General features: G+C 47.7%; 19 protein-coding genes and 1 tRNA gene. 19 read left to right on the top strand and 1 reads right to left on the bottom strand.

Annotated elements, in window-relative coordinates; translation table 11 throughout:
- The first annotated feature begins 19 nt into the window (after positions 1-19).
- From AA84_RS0105250 to AA84_RS0105240, 3 genes are all read left to right on the top strand, one after another.
- Positions 20-658, top strand: a complete 639-nt coding sequence (locus tag AA84_RS0105250) for a TetR/AcrR family transcriptional regulator (RefSeq protein ID WP_028976340.1) — start codon at positions 20-22, stop codon at positions 656-658.
- A 454-nt stretch (positions 659-1,112) separates the two neighbouring features.
- On the top strand, positions 1,113-1,862 hold the full coding sequence (locus tag AA84_RS0105245; RefSeq protein ID WP_028976339.1) for an SDR family NAD(P)-dependent oxidoreductase: 750 nt from the start codon (positions 1,113-1,115) through the stop codon (positions 1,860-1,862).
- Positions 1,863-1,891: 29 nt separating this feature from the next.
- Complete coding sequence (locus AA84_RS0105240; protein ID WP_152540347.1) at positions 1,892-2,857, top strand: 2-keto-3-deoxygluconate permease; 966 nt, start codon at positions 1,892-1,894, stop codon at positions 2,855-2,857.
- Positions 2,858-2,942: 85 nt separating this feature from the next.
- Here AA84_RS0105240 and AA84_RS0105235 read toward each other — a convergent pair.
- Positions 2,943-3,014, bottom strand: a tRNA-Gln gene (locus AA84_RS0105235).
- 357 nt (positions 3,015-3,371) lie between these two features.
- Here AA84_RS0105235 and AA84_RS17130 point away from each other — a divergent pair.
- From AA84_RS17130 to pepV, 16 genes are all read left to right on the top strand, one after another.
- The gene (locus AA84_RS17130; protein WP_160168696.1) at positions 3,372-4,490 is read left to right on the top strand and encodes a PTS fructose transporter subunit IIC; all 1,119 of its coding nucleotides are present in this window, start codon (positions 3,372-3,374) and stop codon (positions 4,488-4,490) included.
- A gap of 82 nt (positions 4,491-4,572) precedes the next feature.
- Positions 4,573-5,601: a LacI family DNA-binding transcriptional regulator gene (locus AA84_RS0105225; protein WP_037563039.1), complete on the top strand. Its 1,029-nt coding sequence runs from the start codon at positions 4,573-4,575 to the stop codon at positions 5,599-5,601.
- A gap of 71 nt (positions 5,602-5,672) precedes the next feature.
- Complete coding sequence (locus AA84_RS0105220; protein ID WP_028976336.1) at positions 5,673-6,446, top strand: sugar phosphate isomerase/epimerase family protein; 774 nt, start codon at positions 5,673-5,675, stop codon at positions 6,444-6,446.
- Positions 6,443-7,444 (top strand): sugar kinase, encoded by a 1,002-nt coding sequence (locus tag AA84_RS0105215; protein ID WP_028976335.1) that lies wholly within the window; start codon positions 6,443-6,445, stop codon positions 7,442-7,444. Before AA84_RS0105220 ends, AA84_RS0105215 begins: the two co-directional genes overlap by 4 nt.
- 27 nt (positions 7,445-7,471) lie before the next feature.
- Positions 7,472-8,113, top strand: a complete 642-nt coding sequence (locus tag AA84_RS0105210; RefSeq protein ID WP_028976334.1) for an orotidine 5'-phosphate decarboxylase / HUMPS family protein — start codon at positions 7,472-7,474, stop codon at positions 8,111-8,113.
- Positions 8,095-8,637: a 6-phospho-3-hexuloisomerase gene (gene hxlB / locus AA84_RS0105205; RefSeq protein ID WP_028976333.1), complete on the top strand. Its 543-nt coding sequence runs from the start codon at positions 8,095-8,097 to the stop codon at positions 8,635-8,637. The genes AA84_RS0105210 and hxlB overlap by 19 nt, the downstream gene beginning before the upstream one ends.
- Before the next feature lie 45 nt (positions 8,638-8,682).
- On the top strand, positions 8,683-9,426 hold the full coding sequence (locus AA84_RS0105200) for a transaldolase (protein WP_028976332.1): 744 nt from the start codon (positions 8,683-8,685) through the stop codon (positions 9,424-9,426).
- Positions 9,427-9,453: 27 nt separating this feature from the next.
- Entirely contained in the window at positions 9,454-11,469 is a 2,016-nt protein-coding gene (tkt, locus tag AA84_RS0105195; protein ID WP_028976331.1) for a transketolase, read from the top strand.
- Positions 11,470-11,683: 214 nt separating this feature from the next.
- Positions 11,684-12,985, top strand: a complete 1,302-nt coding sequence (locus AA84_RS0105190; RefSeq protein WP_028976330.1) for an MFS transporter — start codon at positions 11,684-11,686, stop codon at positions 12,983-12,985.
- A 21-nt stretch (positions 12,986-13,006) separates the two neighbouring features.
- A complete protein-coding gene (locus AA84_RS0105185) occupies positions 13,007-13,654 on the top strand; it encodes a bifunctional 4-hydroxy-2-oxoglutarate aldolase/2-dehydro-3-deoxy-phosphogluconate aldolase (protein WP_051577815.1) in 648 nt (215 codons plus the stop codon).
- Positions 13,655-13,983: 329 nt separating this feature from the next.
- Positions 13,984-16,512 (top strand): excinuclease ABC subunit UvrA, encoded by a 2,529-nt coding sequence (locus AA84_RS0105180; RefSeq protein WP_223362455.1) that lies wholly within the window; start codon positions 13,984-13,986, stop codon positions 16,510-16,512.
- 173 nt (positions 16,513-16,685) lie between these two features.
- The gene (locus tag AA84_RS0105175; protein WP_028976327.1) at positions 16,686-18,062 is read left to right on the top strand and encodes a sugar phosphate nucleotidyltransferase; all 1,377 of its coding nucleotides are present in this window, start codon (positions 16,686-16,688) and stop codon (positions 18,060-18,062) included.
- Between the two features lie 211 nt (positions 18,063-18,273).
- Entirely contained in the window at positions 18,274-19,125 is an 852-nt protein-coding gene (locus tag AA84_RS0105170; RefSeq protein ID WP_028976326.1) for a pentapeptide repeat-containing protein, read from the top strand.
- Positions 19,126-19,239: 114 nt separating this feature from the next.
- Positions 19,240-19,467 (top strand): hypothetical protein, encoded by a 228-nt coding sequence (locus tag AA84_RS17125; RefSeq protein WP_197737497.1) that lies wholly within the window; start codon positions 19,240-19,242, stop codon positions 19,465-19,467.
- Between the two features lie 127 nt (positions 19,468-19,594).
- Positions 19,595-20,206 carry a hypothetical protein gene (locus AA84_RS0105160; RefSeq protein ID WP_028976325.1) on the top strand — a complete coding sequence of 204 codons (612 nt, stop codon included), beginning with the start codon at positions 19,595-19,597 and terminating at the stop codon, positions 20,204-20,206.
- A gap of 185 nt (positions 20,207-20,391) precedes the next feature.
- Entirely contained in the window at positions 20,392-21,798 is a 1,407-nt protein-coding gene (pepV, locus tag AA84_RS0105155; RefSeq protein ID WP_028976324.1) for a dipeptidase PepV, read from the top strand.
- Positions 21,799-22,190: the final 392 nt, after the last annotated feature.

The following is a 22,190-nucleotide window of genomic DNA, read 5'->3' as shown; positions in this document are numbered from 1 at the left end:
ATGAAAGCGTGGATGTGCAATGAAGCGAAGTGAACGAAAGGACATGATGCGCGAGCGTATTCTTGAGGCTGCCGCCAACATGTATCTAGACGCGGACCCAGAAGCAATAAAGATGCGTGAATTAGCGCGAACGATTGGCATTTCATCAGCAACGCTTTACAGCTATTTTGCAAGCAAAGATGAACTGTTAAAGGCTGTTGTCGTACGGCTGCTTACCAAGTACCGCGATCACTTTATGGATGATCTGAACAACCCGTCACTAACCTTTCCGGAAATCCTTCAACGTATGCAGCTCTTTTCCAATCAAGCGCAGCGAAGTGTGAGTGGGAAAATGATGGATCTCATGGTCAAAATGTATCAAGATAATCATGAAATTAATCATCTCTTTGATAGTCAAAGTGATTTTTGGAAGCGCTTTGTTTCACGTGGCCGTGAGGATGGTTATATTGCCGATGATCTAAGCGATAAGGCGGTTTTTATTTACATCGACATGTTCTTTCAATACTTTCGCAATCCTCACCACATGGACAAGTTCAAAATGACGCCGCAATCGTTACAGGCAATTGACCATGAATTGGACATCATGTTTTACCGAGGGCTGTTTGGTGTTAAAGGTGCCTGCGCCGACCCTAACGTGCAGCCGAATAAAAACGACTAAATCAGTTTGAAATCGGCACTCTTAGATATGGAGAAAGCGCCGGATTATCCCTTAGCGTTTCTTAAACCGATTCGCTAAAGTTGGACGACTAAAATTCAACTTTAGCGGGTTTCATTAGAAAGGTAGCTGCTGCGAAATGATGAGCGGAGGATGATGGAAAAGCGTAAGATTCTTATGTGTTTCACGGGCAAGTGAAGGAGCGTCACACAGCAGAGTAGTGCGTGTTTTGTGCGATATATTTGCTCAAAATCGCAACATGTATAAATGAACAAATGAAGCAGAAAATGGCTTGACAATCTATTTATGGGAATTTATGATAAAAGTATGGAAGCGCTTTTATGGGGGCATTCCATATAGCGAATCCATTCACGTAATTAACGCATCATTAAGTGAAAAAATTCACAATAAGTGTGCACTTTTAAGTGAATTATTTCACAAATAGGAGGAATTGATCATGAAATTTACAAATGAAGTCGCAATCGTTACAGGTGGAGCTCAAGGAATTGGCAAAGAAGTCGTTAAAGGAATTGTTAACGGGGGCGGACGGGTAATTATCGTTGACATCAATGAAGCTGCCGCGAAGCAAACTGTAACCGAACTTGGCGAAAAGGTAGCGTTCTACAAAATGGATTTAAGCGCTCCTGAAACAATTCGAGAGGTTATTGCCACTATTCTTAAGGACTATAAGCGAATTGACGTACTGGTCAACTGCGCAGGTATTGTCAGCACGAAAAAGTTTGTCGATCTTGATGATGCAGAGTGGCAAAAAGTCATTCAGATTAATTTAACAGGTACATTTACAACCATCCATGCCCTTTTCCCTCACTTTATTAAAAATAAAGGGGGAAGAATTGTGAACGTTTCATCCGTGGCAGGAAAAATTGGTGGCGGTTTATTGGGAACTGCTGCTTATGCGTCCAGCAAAGCAGGGGTAAACGGACTGACTAAGGCCGTTGCCAAAGAAGGTGGCAAGTACAACATCCACTGCAACGCCGTGTGCCCTTCTTATACGAATACAACCATGACCACAGCATTGTCGGAAGATGCGGAAAAGAAACAGAAAGTAATCTCAATGATTCCGCTTGGACGAAGAGCAGAGCCGGTAGAAATTGCACAAATGATTCTTTTTTTCGCATCCAATCTGGCAAGCTTTGTTAATGGAGAAGTCGGCGATGTCGATGGGGGAATCGTACTGGACGGCTGATTTATTGATGAATTGGGGGAGGGATGGACATGCAGATTATGAACTCGATGAAGAAGATTAAAATACCTGGCGACACCATTGTTATTCCTATGTTTATCGGCTGCACCATCAATTCACTGTTTCCGCAAATTTTACACATCGGCGGATTCACAACAGCCATTATTGATGGGACAGCACCGCTTGTCGGGGTCTTTATGTTTTTTATCGGTGCGACGTTATCCTTTGGCAAGGCGCCAAGGGCTCTTTTTCGCGGGGGTGTCATCATATCGGTGAAAATAGCGATTGCCGTATTGTTGGGCCTTGCGGTTGCTGCATTTTTTAATAATAATTTTCTAGGGTTGTCTTCAATCGCAATTATTGGCGCGATGTCGGTTGCCAATAATGCACTGTACTCGGGAATTACAGCGACTTACGGCGATGAAATCGATCGTGGGGCCGTGGCAATGACAACGATTTCAGTTGGCCCTACAGTTACCATGATTGCGTTGAATGCAAACGGCCAGGCATCAATTCCATTTTGGGCGATTATCGGTTCAATTCTTCCTCTGTTTATTGGCATGCTGCTTGCTAATTCAAGTTCTTTTTTAAAAAAGCATCTAACGGCCGGAGTCACACCGATCATTATCATTTTGGGATTTGTGCTTGGTGCGAATATGAATTTTGCACAATTAGTTGAAGGCGGTTTATCCGGCATTCTTTTGGGACTTATCGTAGTATTTATTGGAGGCGCTTTCGGAATCCTGTCAGACAAGGTGACCGGTGGCAGCGGTGTTGCTGGAGCAGCAATTAACAGTACAGCGGCAAGTGCAGTCGCTACGCCTGCTGCAATGGTGAATGTAGATCCTGGTTTAGCGAGTGTGGCTTCGATTGCGACACCACAAATTGCTGCATCGGTGATCATCAGCGCCATTTTAACGCCCATTGTGACGAATTGGGTATATAAGAGAAATCAAGCAAAACTCAATAAAGCAGAAAAAGTGATTGTCGAAGATTAAAGAATGAGTGGTTCTAGCGCTCTTACAAGAGGGATACGATAATCAACAAAAAGAGAGATCGCTATGCGATCTCTCTTTTATCGAATTACCCCATCTGGATTCGAACCAGAGCATCACGGAATCAGAATCCGTTGCCTTACCGCTTGGCCATGGGGTAATGAATCAGAACAAGAAATATTATAACCAGAATGGATAAATAATGCAAGGATTTTTTGAAAAAAGTTGAAAAAGATGAAACGATCCGAGTTGTTCGGACGCACGCAATAGAAGCCAAAAAATGCAGCGCTGTAATTTTATACATCGTGAAATGCAGGGCATACCTTTCCGGGAAATAAGTTTTGCAAGAATAAGCTGGATATAGGAAATTAATTTCACAGAAAATAATGAAAAATAATGCTTGTAAGGGGTTGCGTAAATAAAAGCAACCGCTTACAATGGAAACTGTCAGAAAGGTTAAAATCAAAAACTAAACCGATTTAGTTAATCGATTAACAAAGAAAGGGAGTGATGAATGGTGAATGGAGAACCGCGAGAGCAAAATGGATTTCCTCATGAACTCTACGACAGTCTGATGAATGGCATCCGCCACATGATTCCCTTTGTAGTCGGCGGCGGAATTCTCATGGCCGTATCCTTTATGTTTGGCGTCAACGCAGCGGATATTAAAGATCCTTCCTATAATCCGATTGCAGCGCTTCTGTATGCAATTGGTCACGGCAATGGCTTTGCACTGATGGTTCCGATTCTTGCCGGATTTATTGCCTATGGGATTTCGGGAACACTGGCGCTGGCGCCGGGGATGATCGGCGGATTGATTGCTGCAAGTACGGGCAGCGGATTTTTCGGCGGCATTCTGGCCGGTTATCTATCCGGATATTTTATCCGGCTGTTAAATCAACTGTGCCGCAAGTTCCCGAAAGGTCTCGTGAATTTGCGCAATGTCCTGCTTTACCCGGTTGTCAGTGTCCTTTTCACCGGTGTGGTGATGTATGAGGTCGTTGCCTATCCGATGAGCGTGTTCAATAACTGGCTTGTCGCTTGCCTCAGCAGTTTCCAAGGATCGAGCCTTGAGATTCTTGGCCTGATCCTTGGGGCGATGATGGCTGTTGATCTTGGCGGTCCGATTAACAAAGCTGCCTACACTTTCGGACTTGCGATGATCAGTGCCGGCAACTATTATCCAATGGCAGCGATTATGGCCGGCGGACTGGTTCCACCGATTGGCATCGGTCTTGCCACGGTCCTTTTTAAAAAGAAATTTGATGCTGAGGACCGTGACCAAGGGAAAACCTATTTCTTACTTGGTGCAAGTTTCATTACCGAAAGCGCGATGCCAGTTGCGGCTAAAGACGTTTTCCGAATCATTCCGTCGTCAATTGTTGGTTCGGCAATTACCGGTGCGATGACGATGGCGTTCCATATCGCACTTCCTGCGCCGCACGGCGGGTTGTTCGTTCTTCCAGTCGTTCAGGGCGGATTGACGCAGCAAGTGCTGTACCTTCTCGCCATTTTAACAGGCGTTGTTGTCACTGCACTGATGATTGGGCTGCTTCGAAAAAATATAACTGAGAAACAATTGGATGCGCAGAAGGAGGATGAACCGTCTCCTCTCCCGGCTGCATTAAAAGGATGAACCGCTTGACCCGTTAAAGGCAACGGCTATAATAAGAGCAATAACGAATGGAAGAGCGATTGAGAGAAGCGGAGGAATCGTGATGGAGCCAGATGAAACGTCAAAGCATGCGACAATAGCGATGGTGGCAGAGAAAGCAGGGGTTTCAACCACCACGGTTTCCCGATACCTTAATAAAAAATATGAGTATATGTCATTGAAAACAAGAAAGAAAATCAAGCACGTGATTGGGGAATTGAACTATCGGCCGAGCAACATTGCACGCGGACTGAAATCAAAGAAAACGAATCTGATCGGCGTTGTGGTTGCCGATATTGAAAATCCGTTTTCTTCAATGATGATGAAAGGCGTTAATGATGTATGCAAAGCGCGTCACTATCATATGCTGATCCTGAATACGGACAATAGTCAGAAGAGTGAAGATGACGGCATTCGGTCACTGATCGATCACAATGTCGATGCGCTTCTGATTAATCCGACCGGTTATACGAGTCCGATCTATACCAAATTAAAAGAAAGTAGGCTTCCAATCGTACTCATTGATCGCCAGATTGAACACTTTCTGTTTGATTCGGTCACATCCAACAACTATGACGTTACTTATCAGGCGACCAACTATTTAATTCAAAACAATTATTCGCGTATTTATTTTGTCACGGAGAATATAGATAGTATCAGCACACGCTCACAACGAAAAAAAGCAGTGGAGGATGCTTTGCGCGCGAAACACTTGCCGCAAGAGCACATTCTTCTGACCATTGATCGCGCCAACACCCTTGCCATTAAGGAACAGCTGATTAAACTGAAACGCACCAATCAAAATGAGAAAATGGCACTGTTTGCGGTAAATGGTCAGGTACTGCTGCTCTTGCTGCAGCTGCTCTACCAGTTGCGTTGGAGCATCCCCGCTGAGATCGGCATTTACGGTTACGATGACTGGGGCTGGGGTGAGCTGATTCGGCCAGGAATCACAGTAATTCAGCAAGATCCATATGGCATGGGAACCAAAGCGGCTGAATTACTGATTGACCGTCTTGAAGGAAAACGAACGGGCCGCCCGGAGCTGTTTGAACTGCCGGCCAATTTACTGATTCGCGGGTCTACCGAATGATAACGCTTTATTTGGAAATGAATGTAACCGTTTTAGTTAATCGATACACATAGAGAAAGGGGTGTATTTCAATGAGAGCGCTGTTTTTGAACACATTGATTTTTCAGAAGGATTTGCAAGCGAAGAAGAAGCGTCAATCCGAGCTCTTTCAGACTGCAAAGGCGCTTGGTGTTTCCGGAATTGAAGTGCGACGTGAATACTTTTTTGAAAACGGTTCATTAAATTGGAAAGAATTGAAGCGATGCGGTCAGGAAGCGGAGCGAACAGGATTGCGCGTGTTCTATTCGATACCTGAAAAATTGTTCGTCAACGGAACCTGTTCGGATCATTTAGAAGATTATTTAAAAGAAGCTGCCCTGCTTCATGCTGAAAGTGCCAAACTTAATATTGGCGAACCGGGCGAAATCAATGAAGCACAATGTGAACAGTTGGAACGATTGATCTGCAACTACTCGGTTCAGATTACGATTGAAAATGATCAAACCGAGGAAAATGGCCAGCTGAAATTTGTAAGCGCTGCCCTAGAAAGCTTGAAAGACAGTTTGATCGGGTATACGTTTGACTCAGGAAACTGGCTTTGGCAAGGCATCGATCCATTTGAGGCAGCACGTCGTGTCGGAAATGTGGCAACGATTTTTCATCTGAAGGATGTTGCGACGAAGGGCGGGCTGCACACCGTATTGCTTGGGCAAGGTGCGATTGATTGGAAAAAGGTATTGGCCGAATGTCCGGACGATGTCCCGGTTGTCCTTGAGTATCCGATCGACACACGCGACGAATTGAAGGATGAACTCGTGAAAATCAGAACGGTCTTGAGCGAACGGAAAGAGGGTGCAAACTCATGAGCGAAGTGATCACAATTGGCGAACCCATGATTATGTTTGTTGCAGATGCGGCAGGTGATCTGAAAAATGTGCAGCATTTCACACGCTATATTGCCGGAGCCGAAGTGAATGTGTCGGTTGGTGTCACGCGTTTGGGCCACCAAGTTTCTCTGATTAGCGAAGTCGGTCATGATCCGTTCGGTGCTTATATACGCCAGTTTCTTGAGCGAGAAGGGATTGAAACCGAGGCTGTTGCCATATCGGGGGATCATCCGACCGGGTTCCAACTGAAAAGCAAAACGGAGGTGGATGATCCGGAGGTGGTTTATTTCCGTAAGGGATCGGCAGCATCACGTCTCAACGCTGAGAGTATCGAGCGCTTTGATTTCAGCGGTGCAAAGCTGCTTCATTTAACGGGCATTTTCCCGGCACTAAGCGCAGAAACCTTTGACGCAACGTTGAAACTGATTGAAAAAGCCCGCGAAAATCATCTTTTAATTACCTTTGATCCTAACTTGCGTCCGACGCTATGGAGCGATGAAGCAACGATGGTCAAGCGCATCAACCAGCTGGCTGGACGGTGCGATGTTGTTTTGCCGGGATTCCGCGAAGGCAAACGTTTGACTGGAAGGACGAAGCGCGAAGCAATTGCTGACTTTTACCTCAGTAACGGCGCAAAAACGGTCATTATTAAGCTCGGCAGCACCGGAGCGTATTGCAAACGACAGCAGCCGGACGGCCAAGTTGCGGAAACACTCGTTCCTTCATTCCGAGTCGATCACGTTGTGGATACGGTCGGTGCAGGAGACGGATTCGCGGTTGGAGTCATCACCGGACTTTTGGAAGCGCTACCGGATAAAAAAATCCTGGAACGCGCCAATGCGATCGGTGCCATTCAGGTGCAGCACATCAGCGACAATGAGGCCTTGCCGAGCCGGGAGCAGCTTGCCGCGTTTATTAAACAGACGGCATTCCAAACTCTGGAAAACCAAGCAAATGACGGATTGCAGGCAATCTGATTTCGATTAAGGAAAGTGGTGACAGGAATGAAACTGCAAATTGCAATTGATCGTGTGTCACTCGAGCAGGCGGAACTGCTGACCCGGAAGCTGGCACCCTACGCGGACATTATCGAGGCGGGCACTTCTTTAATTAAAGACTACGGATTTCAGGCGCTCGAAAGATTGAAACCAGCTGCCGGCGCAGCAAAATTGCTCGGTGATGCCAAGACCATTGACGAAGGGGCATATGAATTCCGCCAAGGCTACAAGCACAAGGCTGATCTTTTGACCGTCATGGGCGCTTCTTCGGTAGCAACTTTGCAAACGTGTTACGACGTTGCAGAAGCAAGCGGAACAGAAATGATGATTGATCTTTTGGAATGCAGGCCTGAGAAAGTGGCACAAATGGTTCATTTTCCCAATGCGATCTATTGCCTGCATACATCGGTCGATCAAGGGGCTAGTGTCGATCCGAATCAAGAGGTACTCGCATTTAAGAAAGCGTTTCCTATGATTCAACGGGTCGCGATTGCCGGCGGCATTAATTTAGAAACACTTGCCGGTATGGCAGAAGCCAATCCGGAAATTGTGATCGTTGGCTCTGGCATTGTGAAGAAAGATGATCCCGTTTCTGCAGCAAAACAATTCAGAAAGGTGATGCAGGAGACATGCAAGTATTCGATGTGATTTTAAAGGAAATTGAAGACGTGATTGGTCAAGTCGATGAAGCGGATTTAGACGCAGCAATGGCGCTGATCCAAAAAGATACACGTATTTTCGTCGACGGTTCAGGCAGAAGCGGCTTTCAGGCCAAGGGATTTGCGATGCGCTTGATGCACATTGGCTACTCATCCCATGTCATTGGCGAGACGGTCACCCCGTCAATCGCGGCGGGCGATGTTTATTTCGCTGTTTCTGGATCAGGCAAGACCAAAAATGTTGTGAATGACACGCGCGCGGCAAAAGAACAAGGACTGACGGTGATTGCAGCGACCAGTAAAATAGATTCACCCCTTGCCGAACTTGCTGATTGTACCCTTGTGATTCCCGGCGCAACCAAAGGCGACAAAAACAAAAAGTCGGTGCAACTGCTCAGTTCACTATTCGATCAGGCCGTACACATTACACTTGATGCCTTGTGCCTCAAGCTCAGCCGCCGCGATCATACGAGTGAAGCGGATGCTGCGAAAATGCATACCAACGTTGAATGAGCAACGCAATCGATAAAGCTTAAAACCAATAAGGAGGAATTTAGAATGGATCAACTCAATGTGAAAATTTACGCAGACGGGGCAAAACTGGAGGATATGCTTGCTGCTTACAAATCAGGATTTGTGAGTGGATTTACAACCAACCCAAGCCTGATGAAAAAAGCAGGAGTCGCAGATTATGTTGCCTTCGCAAAAAAGGTTGTGGAAAAAATCCCGGATTTGCCGCTCTCTTTTGAAGTGTTCGCCGATGATTTTGAAACGATGGAAAAGGAAGCCGAAAAAATTCACACATTCGGCAAGAACGTCTACATCAAGATTCCGATTACCAACACCAAAGGCGAATCCTCAATTCCGCTGATTGAAAAACTGCAGGACAAAGGCTACTCGCTAAATGTTACGGCGATTCTGACCATCAAACAGGTTGAGGAGACAGTTGCTGCGTTGAACCCGGATGTCGACAATATTGTCTCAGTTTTTGCCGGGCGTATCGCCGATACCGGCCGTGACCCGATTCCATACATGAAGCAGTCGGTTGACATCTGCCGCACGAAAAAAGGTGCAAACCTGCTCTGGGCCAGCTCGCGTGAACTGTTCAATGTTTACGAAGCCGATCGCCTCGGTGTCGACATCATTACTTGCACGCCGGAAATCATTAGCAAACTGAAAAAAGTCGGTAAACCGCTGGAACAGGTTTCTCTGGATACGGTGAAAGGGTTCAACACGGATATTCAAACACTCGGTTATACGATTTTAACGGATAAAGAAACTTCAGAATCGGTTTCTAAATAAGAGAAGCAAAAAGAAGGAGTGCTTGCTATGACAACAGAAATTGAGCAATTGTCCATCGATACGATTCGCACATTATCCATTGATGCCATTGACAAGGCAAACTCCGGTCACCCGGGGTTGCCGATGGGCGCAGCGCCGATGGCTTATACGTTGTGGGCAAAGAAACTGAAGCACAATCCTGCCGATCCGAAATGGTTCAACCGCGACCGTTTCGTGCTTTCCGCCGGCCACGGCTCAATGCTCCTCTACAGTCTGCTGCATGTATTCAACTACGGACTTCCACTGGATGAGCTGAAGAGGTTCCGCCAATGGGGCAGCCGGACGCCGGGTCATCCGGAGTACGGGCATACGGTTGGTGTTGAAGCGACGACGGGACCGCTTGGGCAAGGGATTGCGATGGCCGTCGGAATGGCGATGGCTGAAGCTCATTTGGCAGCGACGTACAATCGCGACGGATTTGCGGTGATTGATCATTACACATACGCACTCTGCGGCGACGGCGACTTGATGGAAGGGGTTGCTTCGGAAGCGGCTTCGCTGGCCGGCCGACTCAAACTGGGTAAGCTGGTGCTGCTCTATGATTCGAATAATATTTCGCTTGATGGCAAACTGAACATGTCGTTCAGCGAAAATGTGCGCCAGCGTTTCGAAGCGTACGGTTGGCAAACGTTGCTTGTTGAAGACGGCAACGATGTCGAAGCTGTTCAGACGGCGCTTGATCAAGCGACCGCCGACAGTGCACGGCCGACATTGATTGAGGTGCGCACAACGATCGGCTATGGTTCGCCGCATTTGGCGGGTACCAATAAAGTCCACGGCAATCCGCTCGGCGCCGAGGAAACAGCAGAAACAAAAAAAGCCTACGGCTGGAATCACGAACCGTTCTACGTTCCGGAAGCGGTTCGGGTACATTTCAAACAGCTAAATGAAGAGCAAGCAAAAGCTGAAGCAGCTTGGAAAAAGAGGATTGATGCTTACGCTGAAGCCTATCCGCAACTCGCCAATCAGCTTAAGGCAGCGATCAAAGGTGAACTTGCCGCTGATTATGCAGATGCACTTCCGCAATACGCGTCCGGAACGAAAAAAGCGACGCGGCAAACCTCTGGAGAAGTCATCAACGCGTTGGCAAAAACCGTCCCGAACCTGTTTGGCGGTGCTGCTGATCTGGCTTCCTCAACGAAAACCACAATTAAAGAGGGCGGCGAGTTCCTGCCCGGCGCTTATGAAGGACGCAATATCTGGTTCGGCGTTCGTGAATTTGCGATGAGTGCCGCAGTGAACGGACTGGCACTGCATGGCGGCGTCATTCCGTTTGGCCCAACCTTCTTCACGTTCTCAGACTATGCGAAACCGGCGATTCGACTCGCTGCATTGATGGGGCTTCCGTCAATCTTCGTCTTTACCCATGATTCAATCGCCGTCGGGGAAGACGGTCCGACCCATGAGCCGATTGAACAGCTTGCCGGTTTGCGGGCGATTCCGAACCTGAACGTTTTGCGGCCGGCCGACGGCAATGAAGTACGCGAAGCGTGGAAAATCGCGCTGGAAAGCCGCAACCGTCCAACAGTTCTCGTACTGACCCGTCAAAACGTGCCGACACTGGATGGCGAGGTTGACGGCGCCGATGAAGGGGTACGCCGCGGCGGGTATGTTGTCAGTGAAGCAAAGGGCGGCAAACCGGCCGGAATCCTGATTGCAACCGGTTCTGAAGTTGGGCTTGCTTACGAAGCGCAGCAGCTGCTTGAAACAGAAGGCATTCATGTACGTGTAGTCAGTCTCCCATCATGGGAGCGATTCCGTGAGCAGCCGGATGCTTATAAAGAAGCAGTACTCCCCGCCGCAACGACTGCCCGTGTCGGGATCGAAATGGCTGCATCAACCGGCTGGCATGAATTTGTCGGCAGCGATGGTGCACTTTTAACCATCGACCGTTTTGGTGCTTCGGCACCCGCAGCGATTGTCACAAAAGCATATGGATTCACTCCTGAAAATGCGGCAGAGCTGCTCAAAAAAACGGTTGCCAAGCGCCAAGTGATTTCCTGATAAAAAGAGCACCACTTATATAAGCGGAGTCATAGAGAGATTGTCTCCCTTCTTGATGGATACATGAAGGAAGACATTTTTTAAACCATTTAATGTAAGCGCTATCTAAAGAGGCTTGTGCAGAATGATGCAGAGCGATTGGGCAGATCCATTGTTACGCCGGGCATTTAATCCGTTCATTTCAGAAAACTGATCAGAAGAGAGGTCAATTCTTATGAAAAGCAATGGCTTGTCACCTACCCGTTGGGCCCGATTAATTCCAATTGTCTTTATCACCTACAGTCTTGCCTATCTTGACCGCGCCAACTATAGCTTCGGGGCCGCTTCAGGCATGGCGGCCGATCTGAAAATTACCGCAGCCGTGTCATCGCTGCTGGGCGCTTTATTCTTTCTCGGTTACTTTTTCTTCCAAGTGCCAAGCGCAAGTTATGCTGAAAAACGCAGTGCCAAGAAACTCGTTTTCTGGTCGCTGATCGTCTGGGGGATTCTTGCGAGTCTAATTGGCGTTGTCACCAACATTTATATGCTGCTTGTGATCCGCTTCCTGCTTGGCATTGTTGAGGCAGCGGTCATGCCGGCCATGCTCGTTTTTCTCAGCCATTGGTTTACCGGTGAGGAGCGGTCCCGAGCCAATACCTTTTTGATTCTGGGCAATCCGATCACGGTGCTCTGGATGTCGGTCGTATCGGGATATCTATTGAGCAGCTTCGGCTGGCGCTGGATGTTCATCATTGAAGGCCTTCCGTCGATTTTGTGGGCGTTTATCTGGTGGAAGCTGGTTGATGATAAGCCAAGTGAAGCCAAATGGCTGAAGGATCATGAGAAACAAGCACTCAATCAGGCATTGGCCGATGAACAGAAAAAGTTAAAATCGGTTCCTAATTATCGTGAAGCGTTTAAGCAGAAGTCGGTGATTTTCCTGTGTTTGCAATACTTTTTTTGGAGTATTGGTGTCTACGGCTTTGTCATGTGGTTGCCGTCGATCATTAAATCAGCGCCGAACATCAGCATCGTTGAAACCGGCTGGCTCTCATCTGCACCTTATCTTCTGGCAGCCGTGCTCATGGTCGTTGCGTCCTTTTTTTCTGATCGTTTGCAGATGCGGAAACGGTTTGTTTGGCCATTCTTGCTCGTCGGCGGGCTTGCCTTCTATGCTTCGTATTTAATTGGGTCGTCAAATTTTTGGCTTTCCTTTACGCTCATGGTAATTGCCGGCGGCGCAATGTATGCTCCGTACGGACCGTTTTTTGCGATTGTTCCTGAACTTTTGCCGCGCAATGTTGCCGGAGGTGCAATGGCTTTGATTAACAGTATGGGCGCGCTCGGTTCTTTTGTCGGCGCCTATTTTGTCGGTTTTCTAAATGGGGTTACAGGGGGATTTTCCGCGTCCTATATCTTCATGTCGATTTCGCTCGGTCTCGCTGTGATCTTTACGATTATTGTAAAAGCCGCTAGAGGACATTCGGCAGATGACGGACCGATCCGCCCGGATGATGCTGCACTGGCGGAAAAATAAGCATTAGGGAAGAGATGACGAATGATGAACGAAAAACTGATTGCGTGTATTCAGTTGGAGCGTATTGTGCCTCTGTTTCGAAAGAAATCGCAGGCCTTTATCTCGGCACTCGTGCCTGTGCTTGCGCAGACAGGCTTTCATACAGTAGAGATTACGATGGAATCCAGCGAAGCAGCAGCATCCATCCATGCGATCAAACGTGACGAGCCAAGCATTTTTGTTGGTGCGGGAACGGTAAAAACCGTAGCAGATGTGGATCGGGCATTGGATGCCGGCGCAGACTTTATCGTCACGCCAATCTTCGATGAGACAGTGATTGCGTATATGAATGAAAAAAATGTACCGTTCATTCCAGGTGCGTACAGTCCGTCTGAAATCTTTCACGCGTATCGGCAAGGCGCTGCACTTGTAAAAGTGTTTCCCGGATCCACGCTCGGTCCAGATTTTATCCGCAACCTGCGCGGTCCACTTAGTGAAATTCCGCTGATGGTCACCGGCGGAATTACCTTGGAGAATTGTGCGGAATTTCTGGATGCCGGTGCCGCAGCAGTAGGCGTCGGCTCATCACTCATTCCGAAACAAGCGGTGCAGGGAAAGGATTGGGCGGCCGCCCGCCATTCGTTGGAAGCTTGGAAGCGAGCAGCTCATGGAACGGTGAAAAATAAATAACGGATTTGAATTTTTGAAGCGCGCCGAATCGTTTGGCGCGCTTTTTTTTGCAGGTAGAGAAAGTCTATCGTTTTGCCTAGCGGGTACGACGATTAGCGTCATAAAAGTGGAACTTCTGCTAAATAAAGGAACTTCTGCTAAATAAAGGAACTTCCGCTAAGTACGCATACGTCCTGTATGCAATGCGGAAGTCACCGCATCCTGCGGAAGTACGAGAGTGCGAGGCGCCTGCGGAGTGCCTCTGTTGGTCGCAGTCAAAGGAGCCCTGCGGAAAGTAAGGTATAATAGAGAAAGAATCGTTGACTCGAGAGGAGGGGAGGCGACAGGGGATGTGCCTGTCGCTCGTGATGAATAAGCCTATGGAACATGTACCACAAACGATCGACATTTATCATGCACGGACGCACAACTTGAAAGACGTGACGCTGCATATTCCGCTACGGAAGCAGGTGGCGATTGCCGGGCTGTCCGGATCAGGAAAGTCTTCTCTAGCGATGGGCGTGCTCTATGCAGAAGGCAGCCGCCGTTACCTCGAAGGATTGTCCGCTTTCACGCGCCGCAAACTGCATCAAATGGAACAGGCAGATGCGGAAAAAATTGATTTTCTCCCACCGGCGTTGGCATTGCGGCAGCGGCCGCCAAAGCTGGGACGGCGCAGTACGGTGGGAACGGTTACGGAAATTTATAATTTGCTACGGCTGATGTTTTCCCGGCTGGGGACGCATCGCTGCCCAAACGGACATCCAATTCCACCGACGCTCGCGGCAATTTTAAATGAAACCTGCACATGTCCGATCTGCGGCGCCGCCTTTCCGCTGCCTGCAGCCGAAACCTTTGCCTTCAACTCGGCGCTTGGAGCATGCCCGGCTTGCGGTGGACTCGGGGAGCGTGCCGAAGCCGATCCGTCACGCGTGATTTCTGATCCAAACAAGACGATCGACCAAGGGACAGTAGCATCTTGGAGAGCGGCCGGCCGCGGCTACACCGTGCGCTTAGTTCGTCAATTGGGCGTGCGTACGGATGTTCCATGGAAGGATTTGAGTAAAGAAGAGCAGGAAATTGTGCTGTGCGGCAAATCGACGAAGCGGCCGCTGATCTTCCACAATCGGCAGACGGGCGAAGAATATCCGATCGAGTTCGCCTATGCGAATGCGGTCGAAGCCGTTCGTCAGGCGCTGACCGGCGATAAAAATCAGACGCGTTATGCACGAATGAAAAAATTCTTGAGTGTGCGTCCGTGTGAACAGTGCCATGGCACAAGGCTGCGTTCAGAAGCGCTTCAAACCCGCTTGCTTGGCCGATCAATTTCTGAAGCAGCTGCGTTCACGATTGATGAGCTTGCTCAATTTGCTGATCGATTACCGAAAAAACTTGATGCAGAACTTCAACCGATTGCAGAAAAACTCGCGACACAGATGTGCCTTGAGCTAGCACCCATTCATGAGCTAGGTATCGGCTACCTAACCCTCGATCGTGCGGGCAATACGCTGTCAACAGGTGAACGGCAGCGTTTAGAACTGCTTGGCATGGCGAAAAGCCGTTCAACAGGCATTCTGTATGTGTTGGATGAACCATCCGTTGGTCTGCATCCGGCCAATGTCGCCGGACTGCAGCGGATCATGCGTCGGATGGTGGCCAATGGCAACAGCCTCGTTGTTGTTGATCATAATCTTGCGCTCATTCGCAGCGCCGATTATATGATTGAAATGGGTCCTGGTGCCGGTGAATGCGGCGGACATGTAGTCGCTGAAGGAACGCCGGCGGAGGTTGCCGCCATGCCCGATTCGCTGACCGGCGCCTTTTTATCACGAAGACGCACTGTTCAGGGCAGGCAGCAGAGGTCCCTAGCCGAAGACCAAGCATTTCTGCATATGACCGTCAAGAATCTGCACAACCTGCATCATCTGTCGGCCAAGTTCCCGCTGCATCGCATGACTGCTGTGACCGGTGTTTCCGGTGCAGGTAAAACCGCACTTGTTCAAGAGAGTCTCGTCCCGGCTATCCGTGCCGGACTGACGAGAAAAGAGCTGCCGGCACATCTTGCCCGCTTAACCGGCGCCGAGTCAATCAAACGGCTTTTACTGGTCGATGCGGCACCGATCGGACGCAATGCGCGCTCAACGCCAGCAACATACAGCGGTATTTTTGACGATATCCGCACGCTGTTTGCTAAGGTATCTGAAAAAAGGAAGATACGGCACAGTGCCGGCTATTTTTCATTCAATGTTAAAGGCGGGCGCTGCGAAACATGCGAAGGACGCGGCGAGTTGACACTCGACATGCAGTACTTGCCGGAGCAGCGTGTGCGCTGTCCGCAATGCAAAGGAACGCGCTACCAACCGGAAGCCTTGTCCATCCACTATAAAGGAAAATCGATTGCCGATGTTTTAGCGATGAACGTTGATGAGGCAGTAAACTTTTTTATCGATCAGCCCAAACTTGCAGATGTACTGCGGCTGCTTCAGGAAGTTGGGCTTGGCTATTTGCGGCTTGGTGAAGCGACGCCTGCACTTTCAGGTGGCGAAGCGCAGCGCCTGCGGCTTGCCGGCGAGCTGAAACGGCATCGTTCCGGAACGCTTTATGTGCTTGATGAACCGTCGACCGGTCTGCATGCGTACAATATCGAGACGCTGCTTGATGTCTTGGATCGTTTGATGGCTGACGATTCAACCGTGATCTTGATCGATCACGATCCTGATTTGATTGCCAATTGCGATTATGTGATCGATCTTGGTCCCGGCGGCGGACCGAATGGCGGGACAATTATCGCTGAGGGCACACCGCAGCAAATCGCTGAAAATCCGCGCAGCTTAACCGGCGTTTACCTCGCAAAACGGTCGGCGGAATCAAGAAACTAGGCGAATCGGCTGAGCGGTATTGATCGGCATTTCCTTTTCGTGGCATAATAAAAGGAAAAGGGTTCCTTCACCCCTAAACAGGACATCAAGGGGATTCGTAACATCGACTAAAATGATTTTCTCATTTCGGGGGTCATTGTACTATAAATGAGAAAACTAGAGGAGAGATAATGATGCGTTTGGTTTTATTATCCGGCGGTTCAGGAAAGCGATTATGGCCACTGTCAAATGATGCACGCTCGAAACAGTTTCTGCGTGTGCTTGAAGATCAGGAAAAACATTTGTCTTCAATGGTGCAGCGGGTCTTCGGACAGTTGAATGAAGTCGGTCTCGGCGAGTCGACAGTGATCGCGACCGGAAAAGGTCAGGTGGAGATGCTGGAGAGTCAGCTTGGAAAGGAGGTACCGCTGATCGTCGAACCGGAACGGCGCGATACCTTCCCGGCCATTGCCCTCGCAGCTTCCTACCTGTACACGATGACCAATGCATCCCTGGATGATGCGGTTGCCGTGCTTCCTGTCGATCCTTACGTGGACACCGCCTTCTTTAAACGCATTCTTGATTTGGAAAAACTGCTTGGCGAAACAAAAGCAGATTTGGCACTGATGGGCGTGAAACCGACGTATCCATCGGAAAAATACGGCTATATTGTGCCAGAGACGAGTGAAAATAAAGGCTACATTAAAGTGGATCATTTCACGGAAAAACCGGATACCGAACAGGCGAAACAGTTGATTCGCAAATCGGCACTTTGGAACTGCGGCGTGTTTGCCTTCCGGCTCAACTATGTCATCTCAATTCTGGAATCACTCGGTCTGCCGCTGAACTATGAAGAATTGGCGCAGCAATTCGCCAAGCTGCCGAAAATAAGCTTTGACTATGCGGTCGTTGAAAAGGCAAAAAATATTGTTGCACTACCGTATGACGGCTTTTGGAAAGACCTCGGCACTTGGAACACGTTGACCGAAGAAATGGCAACCAAGCAAATCGGCAATGGGATCGTCAGCGACGATTCAGCCAATACTCATTTGATCAACGAACTGGATATTCCGGTCACTGTACTTGGCGTGTCGAATACGATCGTTGCCGTCAGCCCGGATGGTATTCTGGTTTCGGACAAGGAACAAAGCCCACGCATCAAAGAAGTAATGAAGGGTTTCCAGCAGCGTCCAATGTACGAAGAACGCAAATGGGGCTCCTACCGAGTGCTTGACTACACACGCTACTCGGCCAACAATGAAGAAGTGCTGACCAAGAAGATCAAGATCACGGAAGGCGCCAACCTGAGCTATCATTGCCACCGTATGCGCAAGGAAGTTTGGACGATTATTAAAGGCAGCGGCCGCTATGCGGAAAACGGCGTCATCCGTTCGATTAAACCGGGTGATGTTGTGATTGTCACGGCGGAAACGTTGCATGCAATCAAAGCAGATGAAGCGCTTGAGTTGATCGAAGTACAAATCGGCAGTCAGCTGATTGAGGAAGACATTGACCGTAAACTGCTGACCTGGGAAGAAATCGAAGCGAGCTGCGCCCAAGTGCGCGGTTAATCATAAAAATTAAGAAGGCGTCTTAAAGGTCCATCATTGGCTTTGAGACGCTTTTTTCTTAAGCTGAGCATGAGGAAGCTTTAATGATGAACATGCTGCCGAAGTCGCGATCCAGGTGAGATCCCGCAAACCTTTTTGGAATCATCTCTTAATTTTGTATCAAAAGTTATGCAAACCGACACCAATTAGAAATGATGCAGAGGGGATTAAGATGAATCACGAAACAGCTCAAAATTCAAGAAAACGTTTGACTGCGGATTGTTCCAAATGCTTTGGACTCTGCTGCACGGCACTGAATATGATTGTATCAAGCGATTTTCCCATTAATAAGGCGGCAGGAACTCCGTGTGATCACCTGCAATCGAATTATGCGTGCCGTATTCATAGGAACTTACGCGAGAAAGGCTTTAAAGGCTGTACGGTCTACGATTGCTTGGGGGCTGGACAATTTGTCTCACAAATCACGTTTAAAGGGCAAAACTGGCGCGATCATCCTAAGCTTGGCACAATCATGTTCCAAGTCTTTCCTGTTATGGAGCAAATCCATGAAATGATCGCATATACAGTTGAGGCGCTATCGTATGATCTACCGCATGCTTTGACCGATAAATTGTGCAGTCAATTAAAAAAGTTGCGGGATATAACCAAATGTGAGGCTGAATACTTGTTATCTCTTGATCTGGTCAAGCTCAGAGCCCCTTTAAACGAATTGCTCACAAAAATAAGTGCATCAGTTCGAGCAAATTACATTGAAAAACTGCCTACCCCGAAAAGTTATGAGGAGTATGATCATGGAGGAAGCGACTGGATAGGCAAACAATTAAGCGGCAAGGACTTACGCGCATTTCATTTTAGAGGTGCTTATTTAATTGCTGCGGATTTACGCCATGCAGATTTAAGAGCTGTCGATTTTATTGGTGCCGACTTGCGCGATGCCGATTTAAGTGGAGCAAATTTGATGACGAGTATGTTTTTAACGCAAATGCAGATCAATTCGGCAAAAGGTAATATGAAGACGATCTTACCTTTTTATATCAAACGACCATTACATTGGAGCCATTAGAAGGCGATCCAGTGAACCATCAGAGTTATCTATTCCAGACAGTAAATGTGATTACTGATCGCCCCATGTGTTCAATGCATCCTGAGCACGAGCATCTTTACGATCCAATAAATTATGGCTATGTATCGAGTACCCTTTCAGCTGATGGTGAAGAAAGAGATGCTTATGGGATCGGTGAATTTGAACCTCTATCAAACGGTTATCGCAATCGTCCATAGAAAAAATGATGATGATGATAAAAAGGTCGTGACAAATAAAACGCATAGGTACAGCAAACAACAAATCATGGCATTGGTAGAATTTCAAGAACGTTTTTTTGACTCAGAAATCATCATGGATTAACGTTTATCTAAAAGAAATTTAGTATACTCCTCTGTACCAGTGTATAGTTGACAGAAGATGAGCAAAGCAGATTTCTTCAAAATAAGACGTGATTAAAGTAGTATTAATCGAAAAAGGTGATGCTTCTATGCTGTTTCACTATCATTTTTGGACACCTTTTATTGAAGAAACTGAAGAATTTTATAAAGCGAATGGTTTTCATGTATCTCAAAGAATTGGGAGATATCAAAATGAATTTCAATCGTTTAATCCGCCACAAACGTGGGAGGATTTCAGAAATAAGCCTATACTTTTTCGAATTATTGAAATGAAAAAGGGTGCAATAAACATCACATTCGGTTTTGGTAAAAAAGTAAGATTTGATCATATTGGCTTTTTAGTGTCGGATGATGATCGTCGAAAAATCATTGACAGTGCCAAGCAAATGCATCGAAATATTCAGGTCAATGAAAGAAGAACTTTTATTGGAACTCCCTATGGTTTTCGAATTGAATTGCAGACCAACCATGATGTCGTGGAATCAGAAGATAGCCCAATTAGCATTCATGAATTAGACATAAGCACCACATCGAAAGATTTCCAGCAGTTCTTTATCAAACTATTTAAGAAAGATATGTCTGAGATCGTGCCAATTTTTGGAGACAAAACAACAATTACTCGAGCAGTAATAAATCATATCAGCTTAAAAATTGCAACAGATCCTAATGGAGTCACACTGCAAAATAAGACGATTGCGTAACATGCTCTGTAATGTAACAAGCAAGGTAAAACGCAGCGTGTAATCGGCAAATTTATTGAATCACGCTCCTTTTTCCTAACCAATCGTTTTTGTGCTAGAATGCTTAATGTATAGGACGTTTGCTTCCATAATCCAATTGGATTGTGCGTGGATACATAATTTTATCGAAAAAGGAAGGTTGGATGATGAACGAAATCAATGTTCGTGCAAATAAAGAATCGTTTTTGGCCGATCTTGCGACGCTGATTGCGATCCCGAGCACGAAGGATGCAAGTCAGGCAAAGGAAGGCGCACCATTTGGACCGGGGCCGTTGGCGGCGCTGGAGAAGGTACTGGAATTTGGTAAACGCGATGGTTTCCGCACGAAGTTGCTGCAAGGTTATGCCGGCTATATTGAATACGGTCCGGAAGATGCTGAGGATTATATTGCGGTGCTGGGGCACGTCGATGTCGTGCCTGCTACCGGTAAATGGTCTCATGATCCTTTTACTGCATATGTCGAGGACGGTACGTTGTATGCACGAGGCGCGATTGACGACAAGGGGCCGACAATGGCTGCTTATTATGCGCTGAAGGCGTTGAAAGATGCCGCCGTGCCGGTGAAACATCGCATCCGTCTTGTGATCGGATCGGATGAGGAGAGCGGCTGCGAATGTATGGAAAAATACAACGAGCTGGAACCGATGTCGCTGTTCGGTTTTGCACCGGATGCGGAATTTCCGCTGATCTTCGCCGAAAAAGGACAGATTCGTGCTTGGATCAAGCTGCCTCAGCAAGCAGGTGATGCGCCGGTTCATCTGGCCGCCTTCTATTCTGGTGAACGGATTAACATGGTACCCGACCATGCTTACGCTGTACTTTCTGGCCCTGAGGCAGAAAAGTGGTCTGAAAAAGCACAAGCCGAATTAACCGCGAAGAATATTCCATTTGCTGTGGAAAGAATAGAGGAAGGCATTAAGCTGACCGCTAAAGGAAAATCCTACCATGGGTCTGTACCGTCCGGTGGTGTTAACGCCGCTTTCTTGCTCGCAAAAGCATTGAAGGATCTGCCGCTTATTCCGACTGAACAAGGCTTTATTGATCTGCTGGCGGACACACTGTACAATGATTTTGCAGGTGAACGTCTTGGCATCAAGTTCCATGATGATGTTTCCGGTGATTTGACGGTCAATGTCGGTGTCGTTCGGTTCAGTGCAGAGGGCGGTACGGTTTCACTCGATATTCGCTGTCCAATCAAAGCGTCTTTGAGCGAATTGAGTGCGACGCTAAGAGAATCGGTTGAAAAGCTTGGTTTGTCGATCAGCGAGCTTGGCACGAGTGACCCGCTCTACATGGATCCGAAACATCCTGCCGTTCAGATTCTCAAAACGGTTTATGAAAAACATATGGGATTGAATAACGTCGAATTGTTGACCAGTGGCGGCGGTACGTACGCGCAATACTTGGATGCCGGCGTCGCATTCGGTGCCTGCATGCCGAACTATCCATACACGGGTCATGAAGTGGATGAGCATGTGCGCGTTGAAGATTTGTTCGTTGCATCGGAGATCTATGCCGATGCCATGGCTGAACTCGGTAATCTTGAAAAATAAACCGCTGCCTAGTCAAAGAAAGACAGCTGCTGAATAGAATAACGGTAAGCAAAACGAGGGAAATGCACAGCGCTTTTCCTCGTTTTTTTACAGGTAAAGAAAGTACATGATTTTGCCCTGTTTTCAAGCCAATAGACCCGTGTCTTGCCCAAGAATCAAAGCGGAGATGCTCTGGCGCCTGCGGGATCGCGCCTAGTTGATGCGTGCCAGCGAGTAATCGAAGCGATGATTCAGCACCGAAAAGACACGAGTCCATCACACATGGCTGGAGATAAAGGACCAAGCACAGCTTGGTTTTTCAATGCAGGATAAGAAAGTATATGATTTTGACCTGTCTTCAAACCAATAGCCCAGTGTCTTGGCCGAGAAACAAAGCGGAGGTGCGAGACGCC

This window comes from Sporolactobacillus terrae DSM 11697 (assembly GCF_000648615.1).
GTDB classification, from domain to species: Bacteria; Bacillota; Bacilli; order Bacillales; family Sporolactobacillaceae; genus Sporolactobacillus; species Sporolactobacillus terrae.
Note: the sequence above shows the minus strand (reverse complement) of the source record. Positions and strands in the feature narration are given on the sequence as shown.

What these genes read in the sequence shown, in the direction of transcription:
- AA84_RS0105250 (WP_028976340.1), top strand. Translation starts at nt 20, where the DNA reads ATGAAGCGAAGTGAACGAAAGGACATGATGCGCGAGCGTATTCTTGAG.
- AA84_RS0105245 (WP_028976339.1), top strand. Translation starts at nt 1,113, where the DNA reads ATGAAATTTACAAATGAAGTCGCAATCGTTACAGGTGGAGCTCAAGGA.
- AA84_RS0105240 (WP_152540347.1), top strand. Translation starts at nt 1,892, where the DNA reads ATGCAGATTATGAACTCGATGAAGAAGATTAAAATACCTGGCGACACC.
- AA84_RS0105225 (WP_037563039.1), top strand. Translation starts at nt 4,573, where the DNA reads ATGGAGCCAGATGAAACGTCAAAGCATGCGACAATAGCGATGGTGGCA.
- AA84_RS0105220 (WP_028976336.1), top strand. Translation starts at nt 5,673, where the DNA reads ATGAGAGCGCTGTTTTTGAACACATTGATTTTTCAGAAGGATTTGCAA.
- AA84_RS0105215 (WP_028976335.1), top strand. Translation starts at nt 6,443, where the DNA reads ATGAGCGAAGTGATCACAATTGGCGAACCCATGATTATGTTTGTTGCA.
- AA84_RS0105210 (WP_028976334.1), top strand. Translation starts at nt 7,472, where the DNA reads ATGAAACTGCAAATTGCAATTGATCGTGTGTCACTCGAGCAGGCGGAA.
- hxlB (WP_028976333.1), top strand. Translation starts at nt 8,095, where the DNA reads ATGCAAGTATTCGATGTGATTTTAAAGGAAATTGAAGACGTGATTGGT.
- AA84_RS0105200 (WP_028976332.1), top strand. Translation starts at nt 8,683, where the DNA reads ATGGATCAACTCAATGTGAAAATTTACGCAGACGGGGCAAAACTGGAG.
- tkt (WP_028976331.1), top strand. Translation starts at nt 9,454, where the DNA reads ATGACAACAGAAATTGAGCAATTGTCCATCGATACGATTCGCACATTA.
- AA84_RS0105190 (WP_028976330.1), top strand. Translation starts at nt 11,684, where the DNA reads ATGAAAAGCAATGGCTTGTCACCTACCCGTTGGGCCCGATTAATTCCA.
- AA84_RS0105185 (WP_051577815.1), top strand. Translation starts at nt 13,007, where the DNA reads ATGATGAACGAAAAACTGATTGCGTGTATTCAGTTGGAGCGTATTGTG.
- AA84_RS0105180 (WP_223362455.1), top strand. Translation starts at nt 13,984, where the DNA reads ATGTGCCTGTCGCTCGTGATGAATAAGCCTATGGAACATGTACCACAA.
- AA84_RS0105175 (WP_028976327.1), top strand. Translation starts at nt 16,686, where the DNA reads ATGCGTTTGGTTTTATTATCCGGCGGTTCAGGAAAGCGATTATGGCCA.
- AA84_RS0105170 (WP_028976326.1), top strand. Translation starts at nt 18,274, where the DNA reads ATGAATCACGAAACAGCTCAAAATTCAAGAAAACGTTTGACTGCGGAT.
- AA84_RS17125 (WP_197737497.1), top strand. Translation starts at nt 19,240, where the DNA reads ATGGCTATGTATCGAGTACCCTTTCAGCTGATGGTGAAGAAAGAGATG.
- AA84_RS0105160 (WP_028976325.1), top strand. Translation starts at nt 19,595, where the DNA reads ATGCTGTTTCACTATCATTTTTGGACACCTTTTATTGAAGAAACTGAA.
- pepV (WP_028976324.1), top strand. Translation starts at nt 20,392, where the DNA reads ATGAACGAAATCAATGTTCGTGCAAATAAAGAATCGTTTTTGGCCGAT.